Annotated in this window: 19 protein-coding genes; 6 read left to right on the top strand and 13 right to left on the bottom strand. The window is 63.8% G+C overall.

From position 1 onward, the window contains the following. Window positions 1-103: 103 nt before the first annotated feature. From purD to dsbD, 10 genes are all read right to left on the bottom strand, one after another. Complete coding sequence (gene purD / locus S7S_RS14050; RefSeq protein ID WP_008734028.1) at window positions 104-1,387, bottom strand: phosphoribosylamine--glycine ligase; 1,284 nt, start codon at window positions 1,385-1,387, stop codon at window positions 104-106. Between the two features lie 19 nt (window positions 1,388-1,406). After that, window positions 1,407-2,975: a bifunctional phosphoribosylaminoimidazolecarboxamide formyltransferase/IMP cyclohydrolase gene (gene purH, locus S7S_RS14045; protein ID WP_008734030.1), complete on the bottom strand. Its 1,569-nt coding sequence runs from the start codon at window positions 2,973-2,975 to the stop codon at window positions 1,407-1,409. An 84-nt stretch (window positions 2,976-3,059) separates the two neighbouring features. Next, window positions 3,060-3,341 carry a DNA-binding transcriptional regulator Fis gene (gene fis, locus S7S_RS14040; protein WP_035203432.1) on the bottom strand — a complete coding sequence of 94 codons (282 nt, stop codon included), beginning with the start codon at window positions 3,339-3,341 and terminating at the stop codon, window positions 3,060-3,062. 29 nt (window positions 3,342-3,370) lie between these two features. Further along, window positions 3,371-4,438, bottom strand: coding sequence for a tRNA dihydrouridine synthase DusB (dusB, locus tag S7S_RS14035; RefSeq protein ID WP_008734034.1), 1,068 nt, complete (start codon window positions 4,436-4,438; stop codon window positions 3,371-3,373). 133 nt (window positions 4,439-4,571) lie between these two features. Further along, window positions 4,572-5,948 carry a DUF3426 domain-containing protein gene (locus tag S7S_RS14030; protein WP_008734036.1) on the bottom strand — a complete coding sequence of 459 codons (1,377 nt, stop codon included), beginning with the start codon at window positions 5,946-5,948 and terminating at the stop codon, window positions 4,572-4,574. A 76-nt stretch (window positions 5,949-6,024) separates the two neighbouring features. Further along, complete coding sequence (gene prmA / locus S7S_RS14025; RefSeq protein WP_008734038.1) at window positions 6,025-6,903, bottom strand: 50S ribosomal protein L11 methyltransferase; 879 nt, start codon at window positions 6,901-6,903, stop codon at window positions 6,025-6,027. Window positions 6,904-6,985: 82 nt separating this feature from the next. Continuing rightward, the gene (gene accC, locus S7S_RS14020) at window positions 6,986-8,332 is read right to left on the bottom strand and encodes an acetyl-CoA carboxylase biotin carboxylase subunit (RefSeq protein ID WP_008734040.1); all 1,347 of its coding nucleotides are present in this window, start codon (window positions 8,330-8,332) and stop codon (window positions 6,986-6,988) included. A gap of 13 nt (window positions 8,333-8,345) precedes the next feature. Then, window positions 8,346-8,804, bottom strand: coding sequence for an acetyl-CoA carboxylase biotin carboxyl carrier protein (gene accB, locus S7S_RS14015; protein WP_008734042.1), 459 nt, complete (start codon window positions 8,802-8,804; stop codon window positions 8,346-8,348). 49 nt (window positions 8,805-8,853) lie between these two features. Further along, the gene (aroQ, locus tag S7S_RS14010; protein ID WP_008734045.1) at window positions 8,854-9,306 is read right to left on the bottom strand and encodes a type II 3-dehydroquinate dehydratase; all 453 of its coding nucleotides are present in this window, start codon (window positions 9,304-9,306) and stop codon (window positions 8,854-8,856) included. A 183-nt stretch (window positions 9,307-9,489) separates the two neighbouring features. Continuing rightward, window positions 9,490-11,418, bottom strand: a complete 1,929-nt coding sequence (dsbD, locus tag S7S_RS14005; protein WP_008734047.1) for a protein-disulfide reductase DsbD — start codon at window positions 11,416-11,418, stop codon at window positions 9,490-9,492. Between the two features lie 205 nt (window positions 11,419-11,623). Between dsbD and S7S_RS14000 the strand changes: the two genes are divergently transcribed. From S7S_RS14000 to S7S_RS13990, 3 genes are read left to right on the top strand one after another with little or no spacing between them, the layout of a single operon-like run. Beyond that, window positions 11,624-12,610, top strand: coding sequence for a DUF2333 family protein (locus tag S7S_RS14000; RefSeq protein ID WP_008734049.1), 987 nt, complete (start codon window positions 11,624-11,626; stop codon window positions 12,608-12,610). 42 nt (window positions 12,611-12,652) lie between these two features. Continuing rightward, entirely contained in the window at window positions 12,653-12,964 is a 312-nt protein-coding gene (locus S7S_RS13995; protein ID WP_008734050.1) for a type II toxin-antitoxin system RelE/ParE family toxin, read from the top strand. Further along, complete coding sequence (locus S7S_RS13990; protein WP_008734052.1) at window positions 12,948-13,250, top strand: addiction module antidote protein; 303 nt, start codon at window positions 12,948-12,950, stop codon at window positions 13,248-13,250. The genes S7S_RS13995 and S7S_RS13990 overlap by 17 nt, the downstream gene beginning before the upstream one ends. Window positions 13,251-13,317: 67 nt before the next feature. Here S7S_RS13990 and S7S_RS13985 read toward each other — a convergent pair whose 3' ends face one another. Further along, the gene (locus S7S_RS13985; RefSeq protein WP_008734055.1) at window positions 13,318-13,824 is read right to left on the bottom strand and encodes a GNAT family N-acetyltransferase; all 507 of its coding nucleotides are present in this window, start codon (window positions 13,822-13,824) and stop codon (window positions 13,318-13,320) included. Window positions 13,825-13,979: 155 nt separating this feature from the next. Next, the gene (ppa, locus tag S7S_RS13980; protein ID WP_008734058.1) at window positions 13,980-14,510 is read right to left on the bottom strand and encodes an inorganic diphosphatase; all 531 of its coding nucleotides are present in this window, start codon (window positions 14,508-14,510) and stop codon (window positions 13,980-13,982) included. A gap of 230 nt (window positions 14,511-14,740) precedes the next feature. Between ppa and S7S_RS13975 the strand changes: the two genes are divergently transcribed. The 3 genes from S7S_RS13975 (at window position 14,741) to S7S_RS13965 (ending at window position 18,506) form a co-directional block, all read left to right on the top strand. After that, window positions 14,741-16,543 (top strand): SLC13 family permease, encoded by a 1,803-nt coding sequence (locus S7S_RS13975; protein ID WP_008734061.1) that lies wholly within the window; start codon window positions 14,741-14,743, stop codon window positions 16,541-16,543. Between the two features lie 61 nt (window positions 16,544-16,604). Continuing rightward, window positions 16,605-17,936 carry a DEAD/DEAH box helicase gene (locus tag S7S_RS13970; RefSeq protein WP_008734063.1) on the top strand — a complete coding sequence of 444 codons (1,332 nt, stop codon included), beginning with the start codon at window positions 16,605-16,607 and terminating at the stop codon, window positions 17,934-17,936. A gap of 3 nt (window positions 17,937-17,939) precedes the next feature. Continuing rightward, window positions 17,940-18,506, top strand: coding sequence for an HAD family hydrolase (locus S7S_RS13965; protein WP_008734064.1), 567 nt, complete (start codon window positions 17,940-17,942; stop codon window positions 18,504-18,506). A gap of 33 nt (window positions 18,507-18,539) precedes the next feature. On the opposite strand, the gene S7S_RS13960 is transcribed toward S7S_RS13965, so the two are convergent. Then, a complete protein-coding gene (locus S7S_RS13960; protein ID WP_008734065.1) occupies window positions 18,540-19,799 on the bottom strand; it encodes a 6-phosphofructokinase in 1,260 nt (419 codons plus the stop codon). Window positions 19,800-19,841 lie beyond the last annotated feature (42 nt).

Here is a 19,841-nt window from a genome sequence, read left to right as displayed (position 1 = left end):
CGGTTATTTTTCTACGACGGAAGCATTATGTCAGAAGGACAGGGGGGCTTCACAGGGGCTGGTTGGCAACGCGGCCGCCCGGACGGGCGGCCGCTGGGGTGGATCACTGTTCGCGGGCGATGGCGCGGTAGCCGATGTCGCTGCGGAACTGGCAGCCGTCCCAGTGGATGGCCCGCACGCCTTCGTAGGCGCGTTGCTGGGCCGCCGAGACGCTCTCGCCCAGGGCCGTGACGCACAGGACACGGCCGCCACTGGTGACCACCTCGCCGTCGCGGCTGCTGGTGCCGGCATGGAACACCTTCAGGTCGACGGCGTCGACGCCCTGAAGGCCACTGATCACATCACCTTTGCCGTAGTCGTCCGGATAGCCGCCGGCCGCCATCACCACGCCCAGCGATGGGCGTGTGTCCCACTCGGCCTCGGTGCGGTCAAGGCGGCCATCCAGTGCGGCCAGGCACAGCTGCGCCAGATCGCTTTGCAGGCGCATCATGATCGGCTGGGTTTCCGGGTCACCGAAACGGCAGTTGTATTCGATCACTTTCGGTGTGCCGTCGCTGTCGATCATCAGCCCGGCGTACAGGAAGCCGGTGTAGGGATGCCCTTCGGCAGCCATGCCGCGCACCGTGGGCAGGATGACCTCCTGCATTACACGCTCGTGGATGGCCTGTGTCACCACCGGGGCCGGTGAGTAGGCGCCCATGCCGCCGGTGTTCGGGCCGGTGTCGCCATCGCCGACGCGCTTGTGATCCTGGCTGGTGGCCATCGGCAGCACATGCTCGCCGTCGACCATGACAATAAAGCTGGCCTCTTCGCCGTCGAGGAAGTCCTCCACCACCACGCGGTGGCCGGCATCGCCAAAGCGGTTGCCGGCGAGCATGTCGCGGATCGCCGCTTCGGCTTCTTCCAGGGTCATGGCCACGATCACGCCCTTGCCGGCGGCCAGGCCATCGGCCTTGATCACGATCGGTGCGCCGCGCTCGCGCACATAGGCGAGGGCGTCGTTGACGTCGGTGAAGTTGCGGTAGGCGGCGGTGGGGATGTTGTGCCGCGCCAGAAAGTCCTTGGTGAAAGCTTTCGAGCCTTCCAGTTGTGCTGCGCCGGCACTCGGGCCGAAGCACTTCAGGCCCTCGGCCTGGAAGTGATCGACGATGCCGGCCACCAGCGGGGCTTCCGGGCCGACAATGGTCAGGGCCACGTCGTTGTCACGGGCGAAGTGCGCCAGCGCTGTTTTGTCGAGCACCTCGATGGCGATGTTTTCCACTTTCGCTTCGCGTGCGGTGCCGGCGTTGCCCGGTGCCACAAACACCTTTTCCACATCCGCAGACTGGGCCACTTTCCAGGCCAGCGCGTGTTCGCGGCCGCCGTTGCCAATGATCAGCACTTTCATGTCGTGTCTCGCCTCAGTCTCAGTGGCGGAAATGCCGCATGCCGGTAAACACCATTGCCATGCCGGCTTCGTCGGCGGCGGCAATCACTTCTTCGTCGCGGATCGAACCACCGGGCTGGATGACGCAGCTGATACCCACCTTGGCGGCGTTGTCGATGCCGTCGCGGAACGGGAAGAAGGCGTCGGACGCCATCACCGAGCCTTTCACTTCCAGCCCGGCATGCTCGGCCTTGATGGCGGCGATGCGGGCGGAATTGACGCGGCTCATCTGGCCGGCGCCGACGCCGACAGTCTGGCGGTTTTTCGCGTAAACGATGGCGTTGGATTTAACGAACTTGGCCACTTTCCAGGCGAAGATCAGATCGTGCATTTCTGCTTCGGTCGGCGCGCGTTGTGTGACCACCTTGAGGTCGGCTTCGGTGATCATGCCGACGTCGCGATCCTGTACCAGCAGGCCACCGTTGACACGCTTGTAGTCCAGGCCGCTGGCGGTGGGCGCGTCCCATTCGCCGCACACCAGCACGCGCACGTTTTTCTTGGCGCCGGTGATCGCCAGCGCTTCCTGGCTGACCTTCGGTGCAATGATCACTTCCACGAACTGGCGATCGACGATGGCCTGGGCGGTGGCCGCATCCAGTTCACGGTTGAAGGCGATGATGCCGCCGAAGGCGGATTCCGGGTCGGTCTGGAAGGCCAGGTCGTAGGCCTTGCCGATGCCGTCCAGGCTCACCGCGACACCGCACGGGTTGGCGTGCTTGACGATCACGCAGGCGGGCTTGACGAAGGATTTGACACATTCCAGCGCGGCATCGGTGTCGGCGATATTGTTGTAGGACAGCTCTTTGCCCTGCAACTGGCGCGCGGTGGCGATGGACGCCGGCGCCGGGGTGCGCTCGGTATAGAAGGCCGAGCGCTGGTGCGGGTTCTCGCCGTAGCGCATGTCCTGCGCCTTGCTGAAATTCAGGTTCAGGGTGCGCGGGAACGGGTCGTTGCCGTTGCCGACCTGCTTGCCGAAGTAGTTGGCAATGGCGCTGTCGTAGGCGGCGGTGTGCTCGAACGCGCGGATGGCGAGATCGAAGCGGAAGGCATCGCTGAGGGCGCCGTCATGCTCGCCCAGCTCCGCCAGTACGCGTTCATAGTCGGCCGGGTCGGTGACGATGCCGACGTGGGCATTGTTCTTGGCGGCGGCGCGGACCATGGTCGGGCCACCGATGTCGATGTTCTCGATGGCGTCTTCCTGGGAGCAATCCGGCTTCGCCACGGTCTGCTCGAACGGGTACAGGTTGACCACGACCAGATCAATGCGCTGGATGCCGTTGTCGGCCATCACGGCGTCGTCCTGGCCCCGGCGGGCAAGGATGCCGCCGTGGATTTTCGGGTGCAGGGTCTTCACGCGGCCGTCCATCATTTCCGGGAAACCGGTGTGCTCGGACACTTCCTTCACCGGGATGCCGGCCTCGGCCAGCGCACGGTAGGTGCCGCCGGTGGACAGGATTTCGATGCCACGGCCGCTCAGGGCGCGGGCGAAATCCACCACGCCGGTCTTGTCGGAGACACTGATGAGGGCGCGTTCAACGGCTTTGCTCATGACCTTGTTTCACCTCGTGGTCGGAAACAAAAAAGGGCAGTCTCGACTGCCCTGACGGGTGCGGGCTTGCTGTGCGCGGGGGGCTTACAGCAGGCCGTATTGCTTGAGTTTCTTGCGCAGCGTGCCCCGGTTCAGGCCGAGCATCTCGGCGGCCTTGGTCTGGTTGCCACGGGTGTATTCCAGCACCTTTTCCAGCAGCGGGATTTCCATTTCCGCCAATACCATCGGGTAGAGGTCGTTGACCGCTTCCCCTTCGAGATTGTTGAAGTATTCGATCAGGGATCGTCGCACGCAGTTGCGCAGAGTGTCCTGGCTGTCAGTCTGCGCCAGTGTCAGGTGGGGAGTGCGGTTTTCAGCGGTGTTCATGCTAATCAGTGTCCGTGCGGCTGTACTGGTCATGCGGCCATTACTCCTTGTTGGGCAATGTCTTGCGCAACGCCTTCCCGGGTGTCGGCGTCAGACACCACGTAGCGACCGATGTCGATTCGGTCGGCCACATCTTCAAGGTTGTGGAAATACTGCTCGACTGCCTGCCGCTGTGCATCGGGCCCGGTCAATCGGTTGAACTTCTGCCGGAACATCTCGCCTTCCGGCAGGGCCTGTGTGTACCAGCCCAGATGTTTGCGAGCGATACGTACGCCGGCGTCCTCGCCATAAAGCTGGTGCAGTGCCCCGAGATGTTGCAGCACCAGCGTTGCCACTTCCCGGACTTCAGGAGACGCCGGCAATGCCCCATGTGTGAGGTAATGAACGGTATCCCGGAAGATCCAGGGATTACCCTGGGCAGCGCGGCCGATCATGATACCACCCGCGCTGGTGGTTTCCAGTACCCGTTTGGCTTTTTGCGGTGAATCGATATCGCCGTTGGCAATAACCGGAATGTTCACCGACGCGACGATGCGGGCGATGGTCTCGTACTCTGCCTCGCCTTCGAACTTGTCCTCGCGCGTGCGGCCGTGCACGGCCAATGCACGAATGCCACAGGATTCAGCAAGTTGTGCGATGTTGACGCCGTTGCGCGCCTCGCGGCTCCAGCCGGTGCGGATCTTCAGCGTCACTGGCACATCGACGGCGCTGACCACTGCCTCGAGAATGTCGCGCACCAGTGTTTCGTCGCGTAACAGTGCCGAGCCGGCCGCTTTCTTGCAGACTTTTTTTGCCGGGCAGCCCATGTTGATGTCGACGATCTGTGCACCGAATTCGACATTCGCGGCGGCCGCCTCGGCCAGCATGCCCGGATCACCCCCGGCGATCTGCACCGAGATGGGCCCGGGCTCGCCGCGATGATCCAGGCGATGGCGGCTTTTGCGGGAATGCCAAAGACGCGTATCCGCTGTCACCATCTCGGACACCACCAGGCCAGCGCCAAGTTGCCGGCACAGCTGCCGGAACGGGCGATCTGTGACGCCGGCCATGGGCGCCAGCACCAGATTGTTGGCAAGGGTATAAGGGCCGATCTGCATGTGGTGACTCAACCCGTGGCAGCGAAGGGGGCACATGATAGTGGCCCGGTGCCCGGGGGTAAAAGGGCTTTTCGGGACGAGGTGCCGGGTGGTGCGCCGCGCCCGGTGCGGGCGCGGGCGTCCCGCGCTGGTCTCAGGAGGCGCTGGCGGGGGCCGGGTGCAGGTGCAGGCGATAGTTCTCCGCATCCGGGCCGGGATTGAGGATCTCGAACGACACCCGGATGGGCACGTCGCGCGGCATCGCCTGCAGGCCGGTCAGGTCGCCGCGCAGGTATTCGGCCGGCAGGAAGCGGCGGCTGGCCACCGGCTGGCCGCGCAGTGAGCTGAAGCTCAGTTCGATCACCGGGAACGGCTGCTCATAGTCGGCCTGGTTGAACAGGATGGCATCGACGATCAGTGCCCCGGCCACCTGCGGATGCGTGCGCACGATCAGGTTGGTGCCGCGCAACAGGCTGATGTCGGACGGGTTCGGCAGTGCGCAGCCGGCCAGGTGGCAGACACCGGCATAGAATGGGCGCCACTGCGGCGTCCGCGCCAGGTGATCGAAATTGAATACCAGGTACTGTGCGGTCAGCACCAGCAGCGCGGCCAGCGACAGCAGGCCCCACTTGACCAGGCTGCCGATGTTGGCGCGTGAACGCTCGAACGGATTGGCGGCTTTGCTGCGGGTGGCCGTGTCCGTGCCTGCTCCCAGAACGGCGAAGTCATCGTCGAAATCATCATCGAGACTGTCTGCGTAGTGGTTGTCCGCGTAGTGGTCATGATCGGCCGGGCCGAGCTGATCGTCCTCGGCGAACAGGTCGAAATCTTCCGCGAACAGGTCATCCGCCGGTGCGGCGGCCTTTTTCCTGGGCGCGGCCTTTTTCTTCACGGGGGGCGGCGCTGCTGCCGGCGTATCGTCCTGCAGTCGCATGCTGCTGGCCTTCGTCGGTGGCGGCGGTTCTTTTTCTTCCAGCTCCTGCAACAGGGCCTCGGCCCAGGACTCGTCGGCGTTCTCGCTCTGGGTGGCGCGGCCGGCGCCGCTCATGGAGGAAAAATCCTCGTTCTGCAGACGCTCGTCGTTGTCCTCGTCCAGCGACAGGAAGGAGTCCGACAGCTCCATGCCGCCGCCGAGCGAGACGCGGGTATCGTTCTGTTCCTGCGCCGGGTCTTCGGGGGCGGGTGGGGTATCTTCCGCCGGCGTGTCGTCCAGGGTCCACTTGTTCGTACTGGCCGGGGGGGCAACTGGCGGTGGGGGAGGCGCGTCCTCGTCCAGCAGCGCCTCGGCCCAGGATTCATCATCGCCGGCCTTGCGGGGCGGCTTCGCGGCGGCGGGCCTGGCTGGCGCGGCCTTGGGGGCCGGTGCAGCGGCCGGCTTCGCGGCCGGGTCGTTCAGCAGGTGATCGGTGGCCTGGAATACCTGCAGGCAACTGCCACAGCGCACCGCACCGCGCGCCTGGCGCAGGTGCTGTTCGCTGATCTTGAACTGGGCGCCGCAGTGCGGGCACTGAGTCTTGTATTGGACGGCCATGCTGATCCGGCTGTTCTTATAGGAAGGAATGGCTTCCGTTGTACATAAAACCCGACCGCTACCGCAAGGGCGGCGGTCAGGCTTTGCGGGTTCCGTCTACTCTTGTCCAGTCGCCACGCACCGCGACCGGGTTCAGTTCGACCTGGGGCTGGTAGGCTGCGACCACATTGCCGGCCTGCTCGGCCAGGATGCCGGACAGTACGATGCGCCCGCCGGGGCGGCAATGATTGATCAGCTGCGGCGCCAGTTCCACCAGCGGGCCGGCGAGGATATTCGCCAGCACCACATCAAAGTGCGCTGCGGGCATATCCTCCGGCAGGAAGCAGGTCAGGCGGTCGCCGACGCCATTGAGCCGGGCGTTCTCGCGCGTCGCCAGCAGCGCCTGCGGGTCAATGTCGGTGGCCACGGCATATTCCGCGCCCAGCAACAGCGCGGCGATCGCCAGCACGCCGGAGCCGCAGCCGAAATCCAGCACGCTTTTGCCGGCCAGGTCGGCGCCGTCGAGCCAGTTCAGGCACAGAGCGGTGGTTTCATGGGTGCCGGTGCCGAACGCCAGGCCCGGGTCGAGTTTCAGGTTCACGGCGCCGGCATCCGGCGCCTCGGCCCAGCTGGGCACGATCCACAGCCGCTCACCGAAGGGCATCGGCTTGAAGTCGTCCATCCAGGCCCGTTCCCAGGCCTGGTCGGCGACCTGTTCAAAGCGGTAGTCGGCCGGCGGCGGGTCCAGGTGTTCGTTCAGGGCTTTGATGATCGCCTCGCCGTCGGCATCTGCCTCGAACAGGGCGCTGACGATGGTTTCCCGCCACAGCGGCGTGGCCCCCGGCGGTGGCTCGAACAGCGGCTGGTCGGCGCCGTCAGCCAGCGTCACGGCGCTGGCGCCCAGCGCCAGCAGCATGTCTTCCACCGCTTCGGCGTGATCGGCGGTACTCGGGATGTGCAATTGCAGCCAGGGCATGGGTGTGTCCGTTTTCCGGTGGTCATAACGACAGCGGCCCGGAGAGTGCTCCGGGCCGCGATTCGGCGAACGTCAGGATACCTCAGCTCTGGCCGAGCTTCGATTCCAGGTAGTGGATATCCACGCCGCCTTCGGCGAAGTGCTTGTCACGGAAGATCTTGTCGCGGTGCAGGGCAATGTTGGTGCGAATGCCGTCCACCACGACTTCCTCCAGCGCGTTGCGCATGCGTGCGAACGCGGTGGCGCGGTCCGGGCCCCAGGTGATGATCTTGCCGATCAGCGAATCGTAGTAGGGCGGCACCGTGTAGCCGGTATAGATGTGCGAGTCGACGCGCACGCCATTGCCACCGGGCGCGTGGAAGTAGGTGATCTTGCCGGGGCAAGGGGTAAAGGTCACCGGGTCCTCGGCGTTCACACGCACTTCGATGGCATGGCCACTGAAGCTGATATCTTCCTGGCGCACCGACAGCGGCAGGCCGGCGGCAATCCGCAACTGTTCCTTGACGATGTCGACGCCGGTGATCATTTCGGTCACCGGGTGTTCCACCTGCACGCGGGTATTCATCTCGATGAAGTAGAAGCCGCCGTCTTCGTACAGGAACTCGAACGTGCCGGCGCCCCGGTAACCGATTTCGATGCAGGCGTCGACGCAGCGCTTGGCCACTTCATCTTTCAGGTGCTGCGGGATATGCGGTGCGGGCGCTTCTTCCACCACTTTCTGGTGCCGGCGCTGCAGCGAGCAGTCCCGGTCACCCAGGTGAATGGCATTGCCCTGGCCATCGGCCAGCACCTGGATCTCGACGTGACGCGGATGCTGGAGAAATTTCTCCATGTACACGGTGTCGTCGCCGAAGGCGTTGCGCGCTTCCGAGCGGGTCAGGCTGATCGATTTCATCAGCGCCTCTTCGTTTTCCACCACGCGCATGCCCCGGCCACCGCCGCCGGCCGCCGCCTTGATGATGACCGGATAGCCGATCTCGCGGCCCAGGCGCAGGGCGTGCTCGCTGTCTTCGCTGACCGGGCCGTTGGAGCCGGGGACAGTCGGGACGGCGGCTTTTTTCATCGCCTCGATGGCCGACACCTTGTTGCCCATCAGGCGGATGGTGTCGGACTTCGGGCCGATAAAGGTAAAGCCGGAACGTTCCACACGCTCCGCGAAGTCGGCGTTCTCCGCCAGGAAACCGTAGCCGGGATGGATCGCATCGGCATCGGTGACTTCAGCGGCGGAAATGATCGCCGGAATATTCAGGTAGGAATCCACCGACGGCGCCGGGCCGATGCAGACGGCCTCATCGGCCAGCCGCACATGCATCAGGTCGCGGTCGGCCTTGGAATATACCGCGACGGTGCGGATGCCCATCTCGCGGCAGGCCCGCAATATGCGCAGGGCGATCTCGCCGCGATTGGCAATGACGACTTTTTCCAGCATGACGAACCCCCGTTCAGACGATGGTGAACAGTGGCTGGTCGTATTCCACCGGTTCGCCGTTTTCCACCAGGATCGCCTCGATGGTGCCGGACTTGTCGGCCTCGATCTGGTTCATCATTTTCATCGCTTCGACAATGCACAGCACATCGCCGGCCTTGACCTGCTGGCCCACTTCGACGAAGGAGGCCGAGCCCGGGGAAGGCGAGCGATAGAAAGTCCCGACCATCGGGGAGCGCATGACATGGCCGGTGTGCTGGGGCACGGCCGGAGCTTCCTGGCTGGCGGTCGGTGCCGGGGCGGCCGGCACCACATGCTGCATCGGCGCCGGTTGCTGCATTGGCATCTGCTGCGCACCGGCGCGGTAACCGCCGCGGCTGATGCGCACGGATTCCTCGCCTTCGCGGATTTCCAGTTCTTCGATGCCGGATTCCTCCAGCAGCTCGATCAGCTTTTTGACTTTGCGAATATCCATAGACTACTTCCGTCCTGTCCGGTATCTCGGTTGTTGTCGTCTCTGCGGCTCAGGCACTCTTTGCCTCTGCCAGCTTTGTCATGGCCGCCTCCAGCGCCAGGCGATAGCCGTCCGCTCCCAGCCCCACGATCACGCCAGCGGCGATATCGGAGAAATAGGAGTGGTGACGGAATGCCTCGCGCCGGTGGACGTTGGAAAGATGCACTTCGATAAACGGAATGCCCACGCCAAGCAATGCATCGCGCAGCGCGATGCTGGTATGGGTGAAGGCCGCCGGGTTGAAGATGATGAAATCAATGCCTTCGCTGACGGCGCTGTGGATGCGCTCGATCAACTCGTATTCGGCGTTGCTTTGCAGGGTCTGCAGATGGTGGCCACGTTCCTGGGCCAGGGCCAGCAGCCCCTGATTGATCTGCGCCAGCGTCTGGGCGCCATAGGTGGCCGGTTCGCGGGTGCCAAGCAGGTTGAGATTCGGACCGTGCAGTACCAGCAGTGATGCCACCTTGGCCTCCTTGCATGCCGAGCGCGTCAAAATGCAGTGAAAAGTTGTGAACTGGATGACAAAAGCCGCCTATCAGGGCGGCTTGGGCATAATGGCAGCAATACTAGGGCGAAATAACCAGCCTGAAAAGGGATTTACACCTTTCCTTACAAACCGGACCGGCCAGTCATCGGCAGAAGTGCGTCAGATCGACGGAAATACCCGCGTGTTCAAGTGACTCAGAAAACGCTCCGCGCTCATTTCCCCGAGGATGCGGCTTTCCGGGATTTCGCCGCCGTCGCGGGCCATGAATACGAGGCTGGGCAGGCCGAAAATGCCGTACTCCGCCATGATCGCCTGGTTTTCGCGGTCAATGTCGGTGATATCTGCCCGCACCAGCAGCATGTTCTGCGCCTGCATGGCGGAAAGCACCGCTGCATCGCTCAGGGTGGTTTCCTCCAGCACCTTGCAGGCCACGCACCACTCGGCGAAGAAATCCACCAGCACCGGGCGGTTATCCGCCTGCGCCTGGCGCAGGGTATCGGCCAGCGCCTGCTGGCCGCTGACGTCGACAAAGCCATACACACCGGTGCTGGCCTCGCCCGGGCTGGCGACATGGGCCGTTGCCGGTGCCTGGCGATGCGCCAGTGGCTGCCACGGGTCCGTGCCGCCGCCGGCCGCGCCGATCACCATGATGGCGCCGTACAGCGCCAGCACCAGCGCAATGCCACGGCGCAGGCGGTGGCCGCTGGCATCCAGGGCGCCGAGCTGCACGCCATAGACGGCCAGCAGCACGCCATACAGCCCCAGCGTCAGCGACGGCGAGACGATGCGGCCCAGCAGCCAGATCGCCACGCCCAGCATCACCACGCCGAAGAAGCGCTTGATGTCGTCCATCCATTCCCCGGCACGCGGCAGCAGGTGGCTGCCCCCCGTGCCGAAGATGATCAGCGGTGTGCCCATGCCCAGCGCCAGGGTGAACAGCGTCAGCGCGCCGGTCACGGCTTCGCCGCTGCTGGCCACGTAGATCAGGGCACCGGCCAGGATCGGCGTCACACAGGGCGACACGATCAGGCCGGAAATCGCCCCGATCAACGCCGCGCCGCCAAGCGAGCCGCCCTGGCGGCGCTCGCTGGCGGCATTCAGCCGGTCACGCAGGAACGCCGGCAATTGCAGCGTAAAGACACCGAACATGCCCAGCGCCAGCAGCAGGAAAATGACCGCAGAAATAATGATCGCCGCCGGTTGCTGCAGCCAGAACTGGAGGTTCAGGCCGGCACCGAACAGCGCCACCAGCAGGCCGGCCAGCGTGTAGGGCACCGCCATGCCCAGCACGTAGGCGCTGCTCAGCAGGAAGCCGCGCCGGGCGGTGGGTTCGGCCTGGCCGGCGATGATGCCGGACAGGATCGGGATCATCGGAAACACGCACGGCGTCAGTGCCAGCAGCAGACCGCCGACGTAGAACAGCAACAGCACCATGCCGAGGCTGTGGCTGCCGAGCCAGCGGGAAAAGGCATTGGCGTCCTGCGACGAGAGCGTGCTGAAAAAGCCGTTGTCGTCGCTGGCGGTCGGGGCGGGTGCAGCTGGGGCGGCGACGGGTTCCGGAGCGGGGGCGCCGAAGCTCATCTGCTCGGCGCTCACGAAGGTCAGCGGGAAGCTGGACGTCTGCGGCGGGTAGCAGAGCGTGTCCTCGATACAGCCCTGGTAATTCACCTCCAGCACGGTATCGGTCAGCGGGATGGCGTCCAGCGGCAGGCGCAGGGCAAGCTGGCCGTAGTAGACCTGTACCTCGCCGAACAGCTCGTCGTGCTTGAGTTTGCCATCGGGGACGGTGAAGTCGCTGAAGTCGTCCAGCAGGTTGCCGTGGGTGTCGGTAAGCCGGAAGCTGAAGGCGTGCTGGTAGAGGTAGACCTGATCGATTATCTCGAAGATCAGGTCAATCGCTTCGGCATCGACATTGGGCAGGGCATCGACATGAATCGCCTGTTCCGGCGTCGGCAGTTCGTGGTTGTTGCCGCCGAACAGGGAAGCATTGCCGCTTTCCCCGAACAGGGCCAGGGCCGGTGTGGCGCACACCAGCAGTATCAGGGGCAGCGCCAGGCTGCGGAAAAAAGATCGCTGAAGTATTGTCATGGTCACGCTTGGAATCGGCCCGGCCGGAAAAGTTCGGCAAGCATAGCAGAGCCGGTGCCAGGCTGCCGGTGATGGACTGCATCAACGGTGCGTGGCAATGGTATATTCGGTCGCAAGCGATACCGGCACAGTGCCATCCTGATATTGAAAGTATTGAAAGGCCGGCCGGGCAGCCGGCATTCATTGCAGCAGAGGGATTTTCACCATGGACACATCCACCGCGCCGCAGGGGGCGCCCGCACCGCACCGCAAACGTCGCTGGAGTACCACACGCTGGGCAGGGGTGGCACTGGTCGCGCTGTTGCTGGTGAATCTGGTGCTGGGCTGGTACTGGAGCCGTGAGCCGGAGCCCTTTGCCGTCGTCGCGCCGCCGCAGGCCGTGCCGGGCCAGGTGATGACCGGCACCCTGATCCAGGTGGTGAATACCCTGCTGGACAAGCCCGGTGGCTATCTCTCCAACGATATTCTGCCGCACCGCCTGTGGCTGGATAACATGCCGGCGTGGGAATTCGGTGTGCTGGTGCAGGTGCGCGACATGGCGCGGGTGTTGCGCCGTGACATGAGCCGCTCGCAGACCCAGAGCCGTGAAGACCCGGACCTGGCCGTGGCCGAGCCGCAGTTCAATTTTGATCACAAGAGCTGGGCCATCCCGGCCACCGAGAACGAATACCGTCGTGGCGTGGACGCACTGGAGCGCTATCTGGGCCGGCTGGTGGACCCGGCCAACGAAAGCGCCCGCTTCTACGCCCGGGCAGACAACCTCAACTATTGGCTGAGTGAAGTGCAGAACCGTCTCGGCAGCCTGTCGTTGCGGCTGTCCAACAGCGTCGGTCGCGCGCACCTGGATGTGGACCTGGACGATGGCGAAGGCAGTGGCCGCATCGACCGCACGCCCTGGCTGAAAATCGACGACGTCTTCTTTGAGGCGCGCGGCGCCTGCTGGGCGCTGATCCAGTTGATGCAGGCGGCAGAAATCGATTTCGATGAAGTGCTGCGGCGCAAGAACGCACAGGTGAGCATGCGGCAGATGATCCGCGAACTGGAAGCGACCCAGGAAGCCGTCTGGAGCCCGATGATTCTGAACGGTTCCGGGTTCGGTGTGCTGGCCAACCATTCGCTGGTGATGGCGAACTATATTTCCCGCGCCAACGCGCAACTGATCGACTTGCGGGCGTTGTTGTCGCAGGGCTGATCAGGGTTGCCGGAGTGTGATTTTTAGACTACATTTGGCAGCATGAAGTGCTACGAAACGGATACCTTCCGGCGCTGGCTGACGCGCCTGAAAGATGGGCAGGCCAAAGGCCGGATTGTCTCGCGCATCAGCCGCTTGATGGCGGGATTGCCCGGTGACGTGAAGGGAGTGGGCCGGGGCGTCAGCGAACTGCGCATTGATGCAGGACCAGGGTATCGGGTGTATTTCCATCAACAGGGTGAGCGCTGGGTGTTGCTGCTGGCAGGTGGCGACAAGAGTTCACAGGCGGCGGATATCAGGGCCGCTCAGACACTGTTGCAGAGATGGAGGGCCGAACATGCCAAAGACCATTGAAAAATTTCATACGTTTGACGCAGCCTATTATCTGGACAGCCCGGAAGCATTGGCCGAGTTTGTGTCGGATGCGCTGGAAACCGGGGATGTAGCCTATATCGCCCACGCGCTGGGTGTCGTGGCCCGTGCAAAAGGCATGGCGCAGATGGCCAGGGAGACCGGGTTATCGCGTGAGCAGTTGTATCGCTCGTTCAGTGAGACGGGCAATCCAACGTTGAAAACCCTGCTTGCTGTCACCCGGTCGCTTGGTATCGACATGGCCGCGAAGCCGCGGCCTGTACATTGACAGACAACAACACAGGCAGTGCCTTCCATCACGGAACCTGCCACTGCCACTGCCGCTGGCTTTCAGTTCAGGCCGTCGCCTCAAACGCGCGGTGATAAGAAACCTCACCTTCGGGCAGGTCATCTGTAAAGCCGAACGCCTGGAAATATTCCGGCGGCACGCCGGGCAGGGTCAGGCCGGGTTGCGGGCGGAAACCGAAGCGGGCGTAATAACCGGGATCGCCCAGCAGTACACAACCGGCAGCGCCGTGCTGGCGCAGGGCCGCGAGGGCGGCGTGCATCAGTGCTGAGCCGATGCCCCGCCCCTGGTGCGCGGGCCAGACGGAGATCGGTCCCAGGCCGTACCAGCCGGTGACGCCGGACGATATCGTGACCGGTGAAAGCGCCACATGGCCGACGACCTGCTCATCCTCGAGTGCCACCAGCGAAAAGGTCAGCTGCCCCGCATCGCGCAGCGCGTTGACGATGAACTGCTCGGTATGGCTGCTGTGTTCCGCGTGCAGAAACGCCGCCTGCGTCAGCCGGGTGATGGTATCGATATCTTCAGGCTGTTCGGCACGTACCGTGATGTCCAAAATCCGCCTCCTGTGGTGACAAGGGCAGAGGCAATCGTTGCCGATGTCCCCCGGCTTGATCTCGCCGGCTCTGCCCGCCTGCGCCAGAATACAAATGAATCCGCCAACAAAAAACGGCCGGTGAAGCCCGGCCGTTTTTTCAGAACAGGCAGTGCTCAGTCGTTCTTGTAGGCCTCGATCGACTTCAGCACTTCCTTGCGGGCGGCATCAGCGTTGTCCCAGCCATCCACTTTCACCCACTTGCCCGGCTCGAGATCCTTGTAGTTCTCGAAGAAATGCTCGATCTGCTGGATCAGCAGCGCCGGCAGGTCGGTGTGTTCCTGCACATCTTTGTACAGCGCCGACAGTTTGTCGTGCGGTACCGCGATCAGCTTGGTGTCCTTGCCGGATTCATCGCTCATGTTGAGCATGCCCACCGGGCGGCAGCGGATCACGCTGCCCGGAATCACCGGGTACGGGGTGACCACCAGCACGTCCAGCGGATCACCATCTTCGGACAGGGTGTTCGGAATGTAACCGTAGTTGGCCGGGTAGAACATCGGCGTGGCCATGAAACGGTCCACGAAGATGGCGTTGGTGTCCTTGTCCACTTCGTACTTGATCGGGTTGGCGTTGGCGGGGATCTCGATCACGACGTAGAGGTCGTTCGGAACATCCTTGCCGGCGGGAATCTTGGCAAAATCCATGGTGTATCAGTCCGTTGGCTGTGCGGGATGGCGGCGGATTATAGCAACCGGGGACCTGCCGTGGCCACTCGGCCGCCTGATACTTCGGTCGCAGCGGGCAATAGCGCCAAATGGAATAAGCACAAAAGCATTTATTCTTTCTTGCTCCGCCGGAGGGCCAGTTACCCTGCCGGCAGCCTCGGGCCATGCGCCCGTCCTGTATCCGCCACCCTGCGCAGGGAGCCAGACACTTGATCGCCGAATCCTTCCAGCCCCTGGTCGTGGGCCTGATCCTGATTGCCCTGTTTGCGGCCTTTGTGCGCGAATGGTTCAAGCCGGATGTGGCCGTGATGCTGGCGGTGGCGGCGCTGCTGGTGCTCGGCCTGCTGGACAGCTCGCAGGTGCTCAGCGTATTCAGCAACAGCGCCCCGGTGACCATCGCCTGCCTGTTCGTGATCAGCGCCGCGCTGGAAAAGACCGGCTGTGTGGACCGCCTCGGTGACTGGATCGGCCAGGCGTCCGGTGGCCGGGAGCGCCGCCTGCTGGTGGGCCTGCTGCTGGCCGGGCTGCTGGTGTCGCCCTTCATCAACAACACCCCGGTGGTGATGGTGCTGATGCCGGCGGTGATCTCGATGGCCGCCCGCTACCGCATCGCGCCGTCACGGCTGCTGATCCCGCTGTCCTACGCCACCATCCTCGGCGGCATCATCACCATGGTTGGCACCTCCACCAACATCCTGGTGGATGGCGTGGCCCGGGACATGGGGCTGGCGCCGTTCAGCATGTTCGAGATTTCCGCCCCGGCCATGCTGATCGCGCTGGTCGGCTGCGTGTTCATGTACTTCGCCGCGCCGCGTTTCCTGCCGATACGGGAAACCCTGACCCAGCAGTTCACCGGCAGCGGCGACCGCACCTTCATGACCGAGCTGTTCGTGCCGCAGGGCTCGCGGCTGGCCGGCCGCACGTTACACGAGGCGCGGCTGACCAACGGCACCGTGTCGGTGCTGAAGCTGTTCCGCAATGACGAAGAGTTCTCCGCACCGAAGCCGGGCATGCGGCTGGAAGTGGGCGACAAGCTGGTGGTGCACAGCCGCTCCAGCGACATGGTCGACCTGCGCAGTACCGATCTGGTCGGCCTGCAGGCCGCCAGGGCCGATGACAGCCAGGACCTGGAAACCCTGCGCCGCCAGGACGTGGTGATCGTCGAGGCCATTGTCGGCTCGTCGTCACGCTATGTGCAGCGCCCCATCCGCGACCTGGATCTGCTGGCCCGCTACGGCATTCACCTGGTGGCGGTGCACCGCAAGGACGCCTCGATCCAGGACATCGTCGATGACTTTCAACTGCAGTTCGGCGACGTGCTGCTGGTGGAAGGCACCCGGTCGCAGATCAAGCGCTTCTGCGACAACGGCGACCTGTTCGCGATTACCGACGGCAAGGCCCCGACCAACCGCCAGCACAAGGCGCCGATCGCGCTGGCCACCATTGCCGGCGTGATGCTGCTGGCGGCGCTGAACGTGATGCCCATCGAGGGGCTGGCGATCATCGGCGCGGCGGTGGTGGTGGCAACCGGCTGTGTGCGCCCGGACGAAACCTACAAGACCATCGAATGGCCGATCATCATCCTGATCTTCGGCATGCTGGCGATCAGCATTGCCATGCGCGAATCCGGCCTGGCGGCGATGCTGGCCTCGGCGCTGGTGACGCTGGGTGAGGGCTGGAGCCCCTGGGCCATGCTCGCGCTGACCATCCTGATTGTTTCCATTGCCACCGAGCTGATCAGCAACAATGCGGTGGCGGTGCTGTTCACCCCCATTGTCATCGGCGTCGCCCAGCACCTGGGCGTGGACCCGCGGCCATTCGTGGTGGGCGTGATGTTCGCCGCCAGTGCCAGCTTCGCCACGCCGATCGGCTACCAGACCAACACTCTGGTCTACAGTGCCGGCAACTACCGGTTCACCGACTTTGCCCGCCTGGGCATCCCGCTGAACCTGATTGTGTGGCTGAGCTGCGTGATCCTGATCCCGCTATTCTGGCCTTTGACGCCAGTCTGATACATATGCCTGCGCCAAGCGGGTACACTGCGCGCATTGTCATGATGAGGACACCCACTGCGTGTTTGCCGAACTTCCCCTGCATGAACGCCTGCTGAAGGCGCTGGCCGAACTCGGCTTCACCGAGCCGACCCCGGTCCAGGCGGCCGCCATTCCCGAGGCGCTGGCCGGCCACGACCTGCGTGTCACCGCCCAGACCGGCAGCGGCAAGACGGCGGCGTTCCTGCTGCCGATGCTGCATTACCTGATCGAGCACCCGGACCATCGTGCCGGCACCCGTGCGCTGATCCTGCTGCCGACCCGCGAACTGGCCCGGCAGACGCTCAAGCACGTCGAGCAACTGATCGGCTTCACCTACATCAAGGCGGAACTGATCACCGGCGGCGAGGACTTCAAGGTGCAGGCCGCGCGCATGCGCAAGAACCCGGACATCCTGATCGGCACGCCGGGCCGGCTGCTGGAACACCTGGAAGCCGGCAATCTCGATTTCAGCGACCTGACCATGCTGGTGCTGGACGAAGCCGACCGCATGCTCGACATGGGCTTCAAGGACGATGTACTGCGCCTGGCCGAAATCTGTAATCCCAAACGGCAAACGCTGCTGTTCTCCGCCACGCCGGGTGGCCAGGCAATGGCCCAGGTGGTGGCCGCCGTGCTGCGCGAGCCGCGCGAACTGGTGATCAACACCGTGCGCGATGAACACGCCAACATTCGCCACCAGTTGATCACTGTCGACGATGTCGGGCACAAGGAGCGCGTGCTGCGCTGGCTGCTCGACAACGAGACGTTCGAAAAAACCATTATCTTCACCAATACCCGCGAACAGGCCGACCGGCTCGGTGGTGTGTTGCGCACCCATCTGGACAAGGTGTACGTGCTGCATGGCGAAAAAGACCACAAGGTCCGCAAGCAGACGCTGGACAAGCTGCGCAACGGCGATATCCAGGTGCTGGTGGCCACCGACGTGGCGGCGCGCGGCCTGGACATATCCGGGCTGGAACTGGTGATCAATTTCGATGTGCCGCGCAGTGGTGATGAATACCTGCACCGCGCCGGGCGCACCGGGCGTATCGGCCACGACGGCCTGGCCATCACACTGGTGGCGGCGCACGAGTGGAACCTGATGTCGAGCATCAGCCGCTACCTGCGGCTGAATATCAGCCAGCGGCTGGTGGCTGAACATCCGGGGCATTTCAATGGCCCGAAAAAACTGAAATCCTCTGGCAAGGCTGCCGGCAGCAAAAAGAAAAAGCTGAAGAAGAAAACCGAAGCGAAAAAAGCCGGCGCAAAGAAAACCCCTGCGAAAAAAGCCGCGGTGAAAAAGCCTGCACCGGATACCCAGGGCGGCTTTGCCACCCCGCGCAAGAAACCGCGTGGCCCGGTGGAGGCATAAGCCGTGTCACTGCGCGGGGTGATCTTCGACCTCGATGGCACGCTGGTGGATTCGCAACTGGATTTTGCCGCCATCCGTGCCGCCACCGGCTGCCCGGACGGTCTTGGCCTGATCGAATACGCCGAGGGGCTGGTGGAGGACGAGGCGGCGCGCGTGCATCGCATCATTCACGAGCACGAAATGGCCGGCGCCCGGGCGGCCTCCTGGATACCGGGAGCGGACGACTGGCTCGCGGCCCTGCGCAGACAGGGCCTGCCCACCGGCATCCTGACGCGCAACGCACGCGTGCCTACCGCATTGACCCTCTCCCGCCTGGGCATCGACGTGGATGTGGTGCTCACGCGCGAAGATTGCCGGCCGAAGCCGGACCCGGACGGCCTGTTGCGTATTGCACGGCAGTGGAACCTGCCCTGTGAGGCACTGGTGTACGTCGGGGATTTCCGTTACGACATCGAAGCGGCACGGCGCGCCGGGATGCAGGCGTGGTTTTATGACACCGGCCGGCATTCGCATTTTGGTGACGATGCCGACCGGGTGTTCAGGGATTTCCTGGAACTGATGGGGGAATAGAGTGGGCGTCGTCTATGCACGCCCGCCCTGTGCTTAAATGCTGAATTTCCCTTTGAGCTTTTTCGTGACCGGCGCCAGCTTCAGGCGCGCGTGTACCGGCATGCCGTTCTTGAACGGCATCTCGGCTTCACCCTGGATCAGCGGCAGCAGGTAGGCGCGGGCTTCATCGGTAATGCCGAAGCCGTCCTTGCTGATGAAATTGCGCGGCATTTTCTTTTCCACGTTGGCAACATCGGCCAGCGGGGCTTCGCCGATGCTCCAGGCATACTTTTTGCCTTTGCCACGCACGATGGCGGGCATCACGGCATTCTTGCCCTGTTCCGCAAAGGTGACCGCAGCGCGACCGACGGCATACGCCTGCTCCAGGTCGGTGGCAGATGCCAGGTGACGGCCAGAGCGTTGCAGATAGTCCGGCACGGCCCAGTGGTATTTATGGCCCAACTCGTTTTTCACCAGTTGCGCCAGCACCGGTGCCACGCCACCGAGCTGTTTGTGGCCGAACGCATCGGTGCTGCCGGCGTCGGCGAGGAAGGTGCCGTCTTTATAGCGTGCGCCTTCGGAGACGGCGATCACACAGTAGCCGTACTTCTTCACCGCCTGCTGTACTTTTTTCAGGAACTTCGCCTGGTCAAAGGCGATTTCCGGGAACACGATGATGTGTGGTGCGTCGCCTTCCTGTTCCTGCGCCAGGCCAGCCGCCGCTGCGATCCAGCCGGCGTGACGGCCCATCACTTCCATCACGAATACCTTGGTCGAGGTGGCGCACATGGACATCACGTCCAGCGCCGCTTCGCGGATCGACACGGCGGTGTATTTCGCCACGGAGCCGAAGCCTGGCGAGCAGTCGGTGATCGGCAGGTCGTTGTCGACGGTTTTCGGTACGTGGATCGCCTGGATCGGGTAGCCCATGGTCTCGGCCAGCTGCGAGACTTTCAGGCAGGTGTCGGCGGAGTCGCCGCCACCGTTATAGAAGAAGTAGCCGATGTCGTGTGCGCGGAATACCTCGATCAGACGCTCGTACTCGCGGCGGTTGGTTTCCAGGTTTTTCAGCTTGTAGCGGCAGGACCCGAAAGCACCGCCGGGGGTGTGCCTGAGCGCGGCGATGGCGGCTTTCGATTCCTTGCTGGTGTCGATCAGGTCTTCGGTCAGGGCGCCGATGATGCCGTTGCGGCCGGCGTAGACCTTGCCGATCACTTTGCTGTCGCGGGCGGCTTCGATGACACCGGCGGCGGAGGCGTTGATGACGGCGGTGACACCACCGGACTGGGCGTAAAAAGCGTTCTTGCGGGCCATGCGGCTTCCCTGGGCTAGCTGGAAAGGGCGCCATGATAATGG

The sequence above is a fragment of the Isoalcanivorax pacificus W11-5 genome (genome assembly GCF_000299335.2).
GTDB classification, from domain to species: domain Bacteria; phylum Pseudomonadota; class Gammaproteobacteria; order Pseudomonadales; family Alcanivoracaceae; genus Isoalcanivorax; species Isoalcanivorax pacificus.
Note: the sequence above shows the minus strand (reverse complement) of the source record. Positions and strands in the feature narration are given on the sequence as shown.